This is a genomic window from Candidatus Mycobacterium methanotrophicum, assembly GCF_023515995.1.
In the GTDB taxonomy this organism is placed as follows: domain Bacteria; phylum Actinomycetota; class Actinomycetes; order Mycobacteriales; family Mycobacteriaceae; genus Mycobacterium; species Mycobacterium methanotrophicum.
The window spans coordinates 249,091-260,741 of record NZ_CP097320.1 but is presented as its reverse complement, the minus strand read 5'-3'; the positions used below and the strand labels follow the sequence as shown (position 1 = coordinate 260,741).

Genomic DNA, 11,651 nt, shown 5'->3' with positions numbered 1-11,651 from the left:
CCCTGCAGCGGCGAGGGGGCGAACCGGGCGATCGGTAGCGGCCCGGCGCGCAGTCCGCCAATCAGGGAGGAACCGGCACGAATCCCGCGCCGGGACGGTTCTTTGCGTTGACGTCGGCGAGGATCGCGTTGATCGACTGAACCACTGCTGGGGTGTGCAGCGGGATGTACTTGGTGACGCAGACTGGCAGCTTATCGCTGAAGGCGCCGTGGATCATGCCGACCAGCAGGTTGTTGACCGTAACCGGAGCGCCCGAGTCGCCCGGCTGTCCGCATACCTGCATGACGATCGTGCCCGGGTCTTGGCCCGGGCCCCACGTGACGCCGCACGAGTTCCCGGTCGTGCGGCCCTGTTTGCAGGCGATCTGACCGAACGCGGGATCTGGCCCAATGCCGTCGATCTCGAAGCCGTCGAAGTTAGCGACCGGCATCACCTTGGCCGGATCGAACTGGATGACCGCGTAGTCGAGATTGTCATTGCCGGCCACCATAGTTCCGACCGTTCCACGGTCTTTCGCCGCCTCGGCGGCCACCACCGCGCCCGGGCCACCGCAGTGCGCAGAGGTGAAACCGACCAGCGCGCCTTTACCGTCGGTGCCGATGGTCGTCAGCGTGCACAGCGTGTCGCCGTTGACCACGATGCCGGCTCCGCCGCCAAGCGGAAGTTTGTCGTCGGCGCCTGCGTGCGCGCCGTGCAGGCCCGCCGCGGCCATTGTGACCAGCGCCGCCACGACACGAAGTAACCGACGGTGCGTGGTCTGCAAAGCAATACTCCCGTCGACAAGCTCGGAGTCGTACCCGAAGCGGCCGCGTCAGTCTAACGTGACCAATCCCCGCCAGCTCCGATCCCAACCCGGGCTTCCGGATCGCCCGACTCGCCCCGCGCCGCACCAGCTGCATCCTCGCCGGGCGGGTCTCCGGTTGGCCTCGTATGGCAACCGGCCGCATGGCAACATGAACCGCGACGACAGTGTGTCCGGTGAGGAGCCGGACAATCAGGTCGTCCGGTGACGACGCAGAGCGCGAAGCGCGATGAGAGGGAGCCGGACAAATCAGCTGCAGCCGGGAGGACAGTCTGTGAGTAAGCCGGATCGTAAAAACGCCGACCGCAAGGACGGCGTTCCTCACACGCTGACCACGATTCCCCTGACCGACCCCCACGCGTTGTCCGCCGAGCCGTCGATCGGCGAGTTGGTCAAGGATGCCACCGCGCAGATGTCGACACTGGTGCGCGCAGAGGTCGAACTGGCCCGCTCGGAAATCACCCGTGATGTCAAGAAAGGCCTTACCGGCAGCGTGTTTTTCATCTCGGCGCTGGTGGTGGGGTTCTACTCGACTTTCTTTTTCTTCTTTTTCCTCGCCGAACTGCTCGACACCTGGCTGTGGCGCTGGGTGGCTTTCCTGATCGTGTTCGGAATCATGGTGGTGTTCACTGCGGTACTGGCGCTGTTCGGCTACCTGAAGGTGCGGCGCATCCGCGGTCCGCGGCAGACCATCGAATCGGTCAAGGAGACCCGGACCGCGCTCACCCCGGGCCACGACAAGGCCTCCGGGCGCGCGCTCAGTTCGCCGCAGGGCGGGACACCCGCCGACCCCTCGGGTTGGTAGATGGTGCCACCAGATCCGTCGGTGACCCGTATCGATGGGCCATGGCGCCATCTGGACGTGCATGCCAACGGCATTCGGTTCCATGTCGTCGACGCATCGCCCGTCGACCGGGGTGCGCCCAGCTCTGCGACGGCGCGGCCATTGGTGATCATGCTGCACGGCTTCGGCTCGTTCTGGTGGTCATGGCGTCATCAGCTACGCGGTTTGCGCGGAGCCCGGGTGGTCGCAGTGGATTTACGCGGCTACGGCGGCAGCGACAAACCGCCCCGCGGCTACGACGCCTGGACGCTCGCCGGGGACACCGCCGGACTGATCCGCGCGCTGGGACACACATCGGCGACCCTGGTCGGTCATGCCGACGGCGGGCTGGTCTGCTGGGCAACGTCGGTCCTGCATTCACGGCTGGTCCGCGCCATCGCGGTGGTCAGTTCGCCGCACCCCGCCGCACTGCGACGCTCCGCGCTCACCCGCCCCGATCAGGGTCGTGCGCTGTTGCCCTCGTTGCTGCGCTATCAGGTTCCGATCTGGCCGGAACGGGCGCTGACCCGGCATGACGGCGCCGAGATCGAGCGTCTGGTGCGGAGCCGCGCCACCGCTAAATGGGTTGCATCCGAAGACTTTTCCGAGACGATTGGTCATCTGCGACAGGCGATTCAAATTCCGTCAGCAGCACACTGCGCGCTGGAGTATCAGCGGTGGGCAGTGCGTAGCCAGCTGCGTGAAGAGGGGCGGCGCTTCATGCGATCGATGAAGCGAGGCACCGGCCTTCCTTTATTGCACATCCACGGCGATGCCGATCCGTACGTGCTGGCGGACCCGGTCGAGCGGACACAGCGCTACGTGCCGCAGGGTCGGTATGTATCAGTCGCCGGCGCGGGGCATTTCAGTCACGAAGAGATGCCGGAGGAAGTCAACGGCCATCTGATGCGCTTCCTCGACCGGGTATACCAGTCGCCGCTTAGCTGACACACTGCCCGGTGCCCACCGGCGCGGTGTCGCCGATGTGCGCCAGCTGACCGGCCACCTCCGTGGCCGTCAGAACGAAACCGGTGTCGTTGTCGTCGACCGCCGCGCCGAACACCACACCGAGCACCCTTCCGTTCAGGTCGATAAGGGGCCCACCCGAGTTGCCTTGTTCCACAATGGCTCTGAGCGTATAAACCTGCCGGTTGACGGTCGCATTCCGGTAGATGTCCGGCCCGCTGAGTTCGATGAGTTCCCGGACCCTGGCCGGAGTTGCCACAAAGCCACCGCCACCGGGGTAGCCCATCACTATTGCCTCGGTGCCCGATGCCGCCGGGCTGTTGGCGAACGCCAGCGGCCCGGGCGGCAGGTTGGGCACAGCGAGGATCGCGACGTCGACCGTCGGGTCGTAGGACACCACGGTGGCGTCATAAGGGTTGCCGCTGGCTTCGACCGTGACGCTGTTGGCGCCGGCAACCACGTGCGCGTTGGTCATCACCCGGTCCGGCGAGAGGACAAACCCGCTGCCTTCCAACACTTTCTGACAACCTGGCGCAATCGCGCGGATCTTCACCACGCTGGGTGCAGTGGCCGCGACCACCGGGCTGTTGGCCAGCGCAGCATCTGGAGCCGCCACCGCCACGACCGGTGTGCGACTGAACGGTTCCAGCACCTGCGGCAGACCCGAGGTGTCCAGCAGCGACGACAGTCGTTTGGGCACGGTCTTGAGCCAATCCGGCGCGAAGCCGTTGACCTGGGCCAACACGCGCGAACCGCGAACCGCAGCAGCCAGGCTGGGCTGGCCCGACGACGACGTCAGCGGCGTCGCCAGCAGCCATGCCGCTACCAATACCACCACCAGCTGCACCGCCACCCCGATCAGCGAGTCGAAGAATCGGACTGAGCGGCTGTGAATCGCGCCGCGCACCGCGCGACCGAGCACCACACCGGCGACCTCGCCAACCACGACCAGCCCCAGGATCAAAAACAGCGCAGCGAACAGCTTGGCCCGCGGCGCGCCGATGTGGGCAACGAGGTGCGGCGCCAGCAGGACGCCGGCGATCGCGCCGAGCAGTACACCGACGAATGACAGCAAAGAACCAAGTGCGCCCGAACGCCAACCTGAGATCGCCGCAACGAAAGCAATGCCCAGCACGGCGATGTCCAGCCATTGTGATGGGGTCATCAAGCATCACCCTCGTCGCCGAGCAGGGCCATCGCTTCGTCCAATTCCCGAATATCGCTGGTATCCCAGGGTTTAGCCCAACCAGCCACGTCCAGCATCGCTGAAATCACTTGGCCGGTGAATCCCCAAACCAGCATCTCGTTCAACAGGAACGCCGGCCCGGCGAAGCGGCGGTGCAACGCGCTGCGGTAGACCATCAGCCGATTGGCCGGATTGATGAACGCCTGCACCGGGACCCGGGCGACGATTGCTGTCTCCGCTTCATCGACAACGGCCACCGGCCCGGGATCCGGCGAATACGCCAACACCGGGACGACGTGAAAACCCGACGGCGCGATGAACGTTCGCTCCATCGTGGCCAGCGGATGCAGCTTGCCCGTATCTATGCCGGTCTCTTCGTGTGCCTCTCGCAGCGCGGTGGCCACCGGCCCGTCGTCGTCCGGATCGGAGGTGCCCCCAGGGAAGGCCGCTTGGCCGGCGTGGTGACGCAATGTGCAAGCCCGCACCGTGAGCAGCAGATCGGCTCCATCGGGAGGGGAGCCGGGCCGAGCGCCGTTGGCTTGGCTGGACGGGGGACCGGAGAACAGCACCAGCACCGCTGCGTCGCGAGCATCTTTGCGCAGCGAGGCCGTCGCCTTGGCGGCAGTCACCGTGGCCAGTACGTCGGCGGGGAGCCGACGCCGGTAAGCGTCGGGCACCTGACTGACGTTGTCGACCAACCTGCGCAGCCAGGACGGGCCCAGCCCGGGCCTCAACGGAATCGTTCCTCGCGGGTGGGTGAGGTCGCCACCGCGTGGTCGTTGAGTGCCCCCTGCGCTCACCGGCCCCTCCTTCGTCCAATCACCCTGGTCCTCCGCGGGCGTCATCGCGTCTGATCGCCGAGCGCAGCTGCGATCTCGTCGGCGTTGGCGAAAGCGCGCGGCAGGGTCTGCGCAACGCTACCGTCCAATCTCAGCACTACTGTCGCGGGCATCACATTTGGCACCCGTAACGCCGCCGCGATCCGACGGCTGCCGTCCTGCAGCGTCGGCAATCGGACACCCAGGTCCGCCAATCGCACCAAGGCCGCCGTCTCGTTCTCGGCCTGGTGGACCGTCACCACCATGGCATTGCTCCCCACGCGGCGTTGATACTCGGCCATCGCAGGAAGTTCGGCCACGCACGGTGCACACCAGTACGCCCACAAGTTGAGCACCACCCGATGCCCGGCCAGGGCCGGCCCGACGTCGACAACCGAGCCGTCGGCTGCGCATTGCGCGGTCACACCGCGCAACGCCGGCGGACCAGGATCGGCGCCTGGGTGCGGACACGGCGCGAGGTTGGCGCGCTGCCGCGGCCCGGCCAGGGCCGCTGGGGTGTCGGCGTCGCGATGCTCGCGGCCGGAGCCGGCCGGTGGGGGTCCCCCCACTTGCCGGGGCCTATCACCCAGCTCAACGAAGAACGCGGCCAGCAACGCCCCAACGAGCACCAGCGCCGCGATGGTCCAACCGGCGGTTCGAGGCGTGCAAGTGATCATCTGGCGGGCGTGCTGCGTTACAAGCCGGCCATTGCCAGAAGGTGCTCGGTTTCCGGCCCCTGCACCAAGGCGGCAGCAATCAGCGGTTCGGTAGGCCCAGTTCCGAACGAGGGACAGTCCTTGGCCAACACGCAAACTCCGCATGCCGGTTTGCGGGCGTGGCATACCCGGCGACCGTGGAAGATCACCCGGTGACTGAGCAAGGTCCACTCCTTGCGTTCGATGAGTTCGCCGACCGCGTGCTCGACCTTGACCGGGTCCTCTTCGGCCGTCCAGCGCCAGCGCCGAACCAGCCGCCCGAAATGCGTGTCGACGGTGATTCCGGGGATATCGAATGCGTTTCCCAGGATGACGTTGGCGGTCTTGCGGCCCACCCCGGGCAGCGTCACGAGTTCGGTCATGGTGGCCGGCACTTCGCCGTCGAATCGCTCCACCAATGCCTGCCCCAAGCCGATCAACGACGACGCCTTGTTGCGGTAGAAGCCGGTAGGGCGGATCAGGGTTTCGAGTTCTTCGCGGTTCGCCTGCGCGTAGTCCAGCGCTGTGCGGTAACGCTTGAAAAGCGCTGGGGTAGTGAGGTTCACCCGTTTGTCGGTGCTTTGCGCCGACAAGATCGTCGCTACCGTCAGCTCCAGTGGTGTGGTGAAATCCAATTCGCAGTACACATGCGGAAACGCTTGGGCAAGTTTGCGATTCATGCGGCGAGCTCGTCGCACCAAACCTGTCCGGGTTTCCGAAGACCAACGGTGTGCGACGGCGCCATCCGGTGTTCTGGACACGTGGGCGACGGCTCGAGAAGGTTTGCCCATTGTCACCCTCGACAGAGTACTAATTCGTGATCCCGTAATTCGTGATCCCACTGAAACCTTAGCCGTGTTTACTTGCTGCTTGTGTCTTGGTTGCTCGTGGCATTCATTCCGGGGTTGCTGATGCTGGCGACCTTCGGGCTTGAACGGCTGGAGGCGGGCTTAGCAGAGAACACAGTTACGGCAAGCGATGTGGCGGAATTTCTCGCGAGCGCCGAACCCATCGATGTGCGCACATTGGCCAGGGAAGGAATGCCCGAAGCGCTGGATTGCCTGCACCGGCGTGTCGGGCACATCACCGACGAGTTGGCCGATCGACCCGTCGACGCCGAGACGACCACCGATCCGCTGCTGACGGCCGCCCTTATTTCCGGTCCCGGACCCCCCGGCGTACCCAGACAGCGGCATAACCGTTCCCGGGCGAATCGGCAATTTGGCCCGCCTCAGCACGCCGATCGTGTGTAGCGTTGGCAGGTCGAGTTGATGGCTGATCTCTAGACTGCTGGTCGGCCCGTCAACCGACCCGGGCATCCTGGGCAAATCTAGAGTCATTTAAGTAGCGAAGGGGCAACGTGGACGAGATCCTGGCGAGGGCCGGAATCTTCCAGGGGGTTGAACCAAGCGCCGTCGCCGCGCTGACCAAGCAACTGCAGCCCGTCGACTTCCCCCGCGGACACATGATTTTCGCGGAGGGCGAGCCGGGTGATCGGCTGTACATCATCGTTGCCGGGAAGGTCAAGATCGGCCGCCGTTCACCGGACGGCCGGGAAAACCTGCTGACCATCATGGGCCCGTCCGATATGTTCGGTGAGCTGTCGATCTTCGATCCCGGGCCGCGGACCTCCAGCGCCACCACAATCACCGAGGTGCGCGCGGTGTCGATGGATCGCGACGCGTTGCGGGCGTGGATCGCGGATCGGCCCGAAATCGCCGGGCAGCTGCTGCGGGTGCTGGCCCGCCGGCTGCGACGCACGAACAACAACCTCGCCGACCTCATCTTCACCGACGTGCCCGGCCGGGTCGCCAAGCAACTGCTGCAGCTGGCCCAGCGTTTCGGCACCCAGGAGGGCGGCGCTATGCGGGTGACCCACGACCTGACCCAGGAGGAGATCGCCCAGCTGGTCGGCGCGTCGCGGGAGACCGTGAATAAAGCGCTGGCCGACTTCGCCCACCGGGGCTGGATTCGTTTGGAGGGCAAAAGCGTGCTGATCTCCGACTCGGAACGGTTGGCTAGGCGAGCACGCTAGATCCCGAGATCGACGTTTCGCAGGCGCCTACTCATCGTTTCGCTGCAAAACGTCAATCTCGGCGCAAGTAGTTCAGCTGCGCCTGCACTGACCATTCCGCGACGCCCCACAGTTCCTCGTCGACGTCGACATAGACGTGCTCGACAACCTGGCGTGCGGTGGCGTCGTCGCCGAGAGCACGCAATGCCGAGCGCACCTGCTCCAGCCGCTGCTCCCGGTGCGCCAGGTATCCCGACGCTACGGCTTCTAGATTCGCCAAGTCCGGGCCGTGGCCGGGTAGCACTGTTCGCTGGCCCAGCCCACGCAGCCGGTGCAGCGACTCCAGGTACCGAGCCAGGCTGCCGTCTTCGGTGTCGATGACCGTCGTTCCGCGACCCAACACCGTGTCCGCGGTCAGCACCGCGTCTTCCAGCACGAACGAGAAAGAATCGGCGGTGTGGCCAGGCGTCGCCAACGCCGTGATCCGCAGGCCGGCGGCGTCGATCACTTCGCCGTCGGCCAGTTCGGCCGACAGGCCACGCAGGAACCCGCTGCCAGCCGAACGGACCGGCGCGCCGGTGCGCTCGACCAGCTTGTCGATGGCATCGGTGTGGTCGCCGTGGCGGTGGCTGATCAGCACCAGGGCGATGCGGCCCAGGCCGGCGATTTTCGCGATGTGCTCGTCGTCGTCGGGGCCAGGATCAACGACCACCATCTCGTCGCTGCGTGGTCCACGTAGCACCCAGGTGTTGGTGCCGCCCAGCGTCATCGGACCCGGGTTGTCGGCCAACAGCACCGATGCGGTTGCGGTGACCGAACGCAGCCGACCGTACGCGGGATGAGTCGGCGACTCAACCGTGGCAGTCACCCGACCTCGACCACCAACTCGACCTCCACTGGAGCGTCCAACGGCAACTCGGATACGCCGACGGCGGAGCGGGCATGGCTGCCCCGATCCGCGAACACCGCAGCAAGCAAATCTGATGCGCCGTTGACGACGCCGGGCTGGCCGTTGAATCCGGGTACGGACGCAACGAACCCGACCACCTTGACCACCTGAGTTACCGCGTCGATGCCCACCAGCGAATCGACAGCGGCCAGCGCGTTGAGTGCGCAGATCCGGGCCAGCGCCTTGCCCTCCTCCGGGGTGATGTCGGCGCCGAGCTTGCCGGTCGCGGCCAGCTTGCCGGCCTGCATCGGCAATTGACCCGCCGTGTACACCAGGTTGCCGGTACGCACCGCGGGAACGTAGGACGCCAACGGCTTCGGTACTTCGGGGAGTTCGAGCCCCAGCTCAGCGAGCCGGGCGGACGCACTCACTTCGGGCGTTTCAGGTACGCTACGTGCTGTTCGCCGGTCGGCCCGGGCAACACGGCCACCAGCTCCCAACCGTCAGCACCCCACTGGTCGAGGATCTGCTTGGTGGCGTGTGTCAACAGGGGGACTGTGGCGTACTCCCACGTGGTCGGTTGGCTCATAACTCGAGCTTATCGGCAGCGGCGGTGAGTCCCGTGGCGCCCGGCGACGATGCGCGCAGCCGAGCAGCGCGAGGAGCAGCCGGGCGACGTGGTTAGCATGCATTGGTGGCGACCACACCGAGCGACGGCAACACCACGCGCTGGCCATCGCGATTATCCAAGGCCCGGCTGCATTTCGTGACCGGCAAAGGCGGTACCGGTAAGTCGACGGTGGCCGCCGCGCTCGCGCTTACTCTCGCGTCGGGAGGACGCAAGGTCTTGCTCGTAGAAGTTGAAGGGCGCCAAGGGATTGCGCAACTGTTCGACGTGCCGCCGCTGCCCTACAAAGAGGTCAAGGTCGCAACTGCCGAGTACGGTGGTCAGGTCAACGCGCTGGCGATCGACATCGAGGCCGCGTTCCTGGAATACCTCGACATGTTCTACAACCTCGGCATCGCGGGCCGGGCGATGCGGCGCATCGGGGCGATCGAGTTCGCAACGACGATCGCGCCGGGTCTGCGCGACGTCCTGCTCACCGGCAAGATCAAGGAATCGGTGACCCGCTTGAACAAGGGGGCCATGGACCCGGTTTACGACGCGATCATCGTCGACGCGCCGCCGACCGGCCGCATCGTACGCTTTTTGGACGTCACCAGGGCGGTGTCTGATCTCGCCAAGGGCGGTCCGGTGTACTCGCAGGCCGAAGGTGTGGTGAAGCTCCTGCACTCGGATCAAACGGCGATCCACCTGGTCACGCTTCTGGAGGCGCTGCCGATGCAGGAGACGATGGAGGCGATCGATGAGTTGCAGCGGCTGGGACTACCCATCGGCAGCGCGATCGTCAACCGCAATATCGCGGCCCACCTGCAACCCGACAATCTCGCCAAAGCCGCCGAGGGCGACGTCGATGCCGACGCGGTGCACGCGGGTTTGGCCGCCGCCGGGATCAAGCTGTCCGACGCAGATTTTGCGGGACTGCTCACCGAGACGATTCAGCACGCCACCCGAATCACTGCGCGAGCAGCAACCGCAGAGCAGCTCGACGAGCTGAAGGTACCCCGGCTTGAGCTGCCCACCATCGCCGACGGCGTCGACCTCGGGAGCCTCTATGAGCTTTCCGAATCCCTTGCACAGCAGGGAGTTCGATGAGCATCACACCGCCGAAACTCGATGTTGCCGCGATCCTGGCCGACACCGCTAATCGCGTCGTGGTGTGCTGCGGCGCGGGGGGGGTCGGCAAGACCACCACCGCCGCAGCAATGGCATTGCGTGCAGCCGAATATGGCCGCACCGTCGTGGTTTTGACGATCGACCCGGCTAAGCGGCTAGCCCAAGCGTTGGGAATCAACGACCTTGGCAACTCGCCGCAGCGGGTGCCGCTGGCGCCAGAAGTACCCGGCCAACTGTTCGCGATGATGCTCGACATGCGCCGCACGTTCGACGAGATGGTGATCCAGTATTCGGGACCCGATCGGGCCCAAGCGATTTTGGATAACCAGTTTTATCAGACTGTCGCTACCTCACTGGCTGGCACGCAGGAGTACATGGCGATGGAGAAGCTCGGCCAGCTACTCAGCGAGGACCGTTGGGATCTGGTTGTGGTCGATACCCCACCATCGCGTAATGCCCTGGACTTCCTGGATGCGCCGAAACGGTTGGGCAGCTTCATGGATAGCCGCTTATGGCGACTGCTGTTAAGCCCAGGGCGCGGCATCGGTCGACTCGTCACAGGTGCGGTCGGCTTGGCGATGAGGGCGCTGTCAACCATCCTCGGTTCCCAGATACTTTCCGATGCTGCTGATTTCGTGCAGTCACTGGATGCCACCTTCGGCGGCTTCCGGGAAAAGGCGGACCGTACCTATGCCTTCTTGAAGCGCCGCGGTACTCAGTTCGCGGTGGTGTCGGCCGCCGAGCCGGATGCGCTGAGGGAGGCATCGTTCTTCGTGGACCGGCTCTCGGAGGAACGTATGCCACTGGCGGGGCTCATCCTGAACCGAACCCATCCGATGTTGTGTTCGTTACCGCTTGAGCGGGCGATTGACGGCGCCAAGACCCTCGAGAACGAGTCAGAAGGTACTGGCGAATCGGACACAACGGACTTGGCAATGGCTGTCCTGCAGATCCACGCCGAGCGCGCGGCGACCTCCAAGCGCGAGATCCGCCTGCTGTCAAGGTTCACCGCGGCCAACCCGCATGTCGCCATCGTCGGAGTGCCGTCGCTGCCGTTCGACGTTTCCGATCTAGAGGCGCTGCGTGCGATCGCCGACCAGATGACTTCGGTCCCCGTCGAAGACGACGCAAGCCGCAGCGCAGCCCGCTGAGAATCCAGCCGGCCCAGCCTCGAAACCGGAACGCCGCGGGACTAGCCGAAACAACCAGGCCCCAAGCTGATTGTCGCCGCATGACCCAATACGGGTCGATACTTTGCCGGACGGCTAGTTAGCCAACGCTGCGGTGCTTGCGCTGCGCGGCGAAGAACTCCGCCCAGGAAACCACTTCGGGATGTTGCTTGAGTAGCGCCCGACGCTGGCGTTCGGTCATGCCGCCCCACACACCGAACTCGACACGGTTGTCCAGGGCGTCAGCGCCGCATTCCAGCATTACCGGGCAGTGCCTGCAGATCACAGCAGCCTTACGTTGTGCCGCCCCCCTGACGAACAGCTCGTCAGGATCGGCGGCCCGGCACAAGGCCTTGGAAACCCACGCGATCCTCGACTCGGCATCAGCGCCACACAAAATGTTGCTTGTCGGTGCTGCGCTCGTCCTACGCACCGCGGTCCGCGTACCTGACACCAGCGATTCCCCTTAGCTCCTGCCACCGCTCCGGCGACCCCGTGTTAGATCCAGGAAACCCACGAGATCTGCCGATGCGAGCTGCGCCACACTCTCC

15 protein-coding genes are annotated in these 11,651 nt (G+C 65.4%); 6 read left to right on the top strand and 9 right to left on the bottom strand.

From position 1 onward, the window contains the following. Positions 1–61: 61 nt before the first annotated feature. Complete coding sequence (locus M5I08_RS01370; RefSeq protein ID WP_219066989.1) at positions 62–763, bottom strand: chymotrypsin family serine protease; 702 nt, start codon at positions 761–763, stop codon at positions 62–64. Between the two features lie 313 nt (positions 764–1,076). Between M5I08_RS01370 and M5I08_RS01365 the strand changes: the two genes are divergently transcribed. Continuing rightward, entirely contained in the window at positions 1,077–1,607 is a 531-nt protein-coding gene (locus tag M5I08_RS01365; protein WP_249763026.1) for a phage holin family protein, read from the top strand. Continuing rightward, positions 1,608–2,573 carry an alpha/beta fold hydrolase gene (locus M5I08_RS01360; protein WP_219066987.1) on the top strand — a complete coding sequence of 322 codons (966 nt, stop codon included), beginning with the start codon at positions 1,608–1,610 and terminating at the stop codon, positions 2,571–2,573. It begins immediately after the preceding gene. Here the strand turns inward: M5I08_RS01360 and marP are convergent. Genes marP through nth form a run of 4 tightly spaced genes read right to left on the bottom strand, consistent with a single transcriptional unit; the run spans position 2,566 to position 5,970 of the window. Beyond that, the gene (gene marP, locus M5I08_RS01355; RefSeq protein ID WP_219066986.1) at positions 2,566–3,756 is read right to left on the bottom strand and encodes an acid resistance serine protease MarP; all 1,191 of its coding nucleotides are present in this window, start codon (positions 3,754–3,756) and stop codon (positions 2,566–2,568) included. The genes M5I08_RS01360 and marP overlap by 8 nt on opposite strands. Continuing rightward, positions 3,756–4,577, bottom strand: coding sequence for an NUDIX hydrolase (locus M5I08_RS01350; protein ID WP_249763025.1), 822 nt, complete (start codon positions 4,575–4,577; stop codon positions 3,756–3,758). Before M5I08_RS01350 ends, marP begins: the two co-directional genes overlap by 1 nt. A gap of 41 nt (positions 4,578–4,618) precedes the next feature. Beyond that, on the bottom strand, positions 4,619–5,272 hold the full coding sequence (locus tag M5I08_RS01345; RefSeq protein ID WP_219066984.1) for a TlpA family protein disulfide reductase: 654 nt from the start codon (positions 5,270–5,272) through the stop codon (positions 4,619–4,621). Positions 5,273–5,289: 17 nt separating this feature from the next. Next, complete coding sequence (gene nth, locus M5I08_RS01340; protein ID WP_370328552.1) at positions 5,290–5,970, bottom strand: endonuclease III; 681 nt, start codon at positions 5,968–5,970, stop codon at positions 5,290–5,292. Between the two features lie 231 nt (positions 5,971–6,201). On the opposite strand from nth, the gene M5I08_RS01335 reads away from it, so the two are divergent. Both M5I08_RS01335 and crp read left to right on the top strand, forming a co-directional pair. Then, a complete protein-coding gene (locus M5I08_RS01335) occupies positions 6,202–6,543 on the top strand; it encodes a hypothetical protein (RefSeq protein ID WP_249763273.1) in 342 nt (113 codons plus the stop codon). Between the two features lie 107 nt (positions 6,544–6,650). Further along, on the top strand, positions 6,651–7,325 hold the full coding sequence (gene crp / locus M5I08_RS01330; protein ID WP_219066981.1) for a cAMP-activated global transcriptional regulator CRP: 675 nt from the start codon (positions 6,651–6,653) through the stop codon (positions 7,323–7,325). 52 nt (positions 7,326–7,377) lie between these two features. Here the strand turns inward: crp and M5I08_RS01325 are convergent, their stop codons facing one another. Genes M5I08_RS01325 through sp36 form a run of 3 tightly spaced genes read right to left on the bottom strand, consistent with a single transcriptional unit; the run spans position 7,378 to position 8,782 of the window. Beyond that, a complete protein-coding gene (locus M5I08_RS01325) occupies positions 7,378–8,172 on the bottom strand; it encodes an MBL fold metallo-hydrolase (protein WP_219066980.1) in 795 nt (264 codons plus the stop codon). Continuing rightward, complete coding sequence (locus M5I08_RS01320; protein ID WP_219066979.1) at positions 8,169–8,624, bottom strand: RidA family protein; 456 nt, start codon at positions 8,622–8,624, stop codon at positions 8,169–8,171. The genes M5I08_RS01325 and M5I08_RS01320 overlap by 4 nt, the downstream gene beginning before the upstream one ends. Next, entirely contained in the window at positions 8,621–8,782 is a 162-nt protein-coding gene (gene sp36, locus M5I08_RS01315; RefSeq protein ID WP_005138621.1) for a Sp36 family protein, read from the bottom strand. The genes M5I08_RS01320 and sp36 overlap by 4 nt, the downstream gene beginning before the upstream one ends. A gap of 102 nt (positions 8,783–8,884) precedes the next feature. Here sp36 and bagA point away from each other — a divergent pair, with 102 nt between their 5' ends. Both bagA and bagB read left to right on the top strand, forming a co-directional pair. After that, entirely contained in the window at positions 8,885–9,910 is a 1,026-nt protein-coding gene (gene bagA / locus M5I08_RS01310; RefSeq protein WP_219066978.1) for an ATPase BagA, read from the top strand. Further along, positions 9,907–11,082: an ATPase BagB gene (gene bagB, locus M5I08_RS01305; protein WP_219066977.1), complete on the top strand. Its 1,176-nt coding sequence runs from the start codon at positions 9,907–9,909 to the stop codon at positions 11,080–11,082. Before bagA ends, bagB begins: the two co-directional genes overlap by 4 nt. Positions 11,083–11,200: 118 nt before the next feature. Here bagB and M5I08_RS01300 read toward each other — a convergent pair whose 3' ends face one another. Then, on the bottom strand, positions 11,201–11,554 hold the full coding sequence (locus M5I08_RS01300) for a WhiB family transcriptional regulator (protein WP_219066976.1): 354 nt from the start codon (positions 11,552–11,554) through the stop codon (positions 11,201–11,203). Positions 11,555–11,651 lie beyond the last annotated feature (97 nt).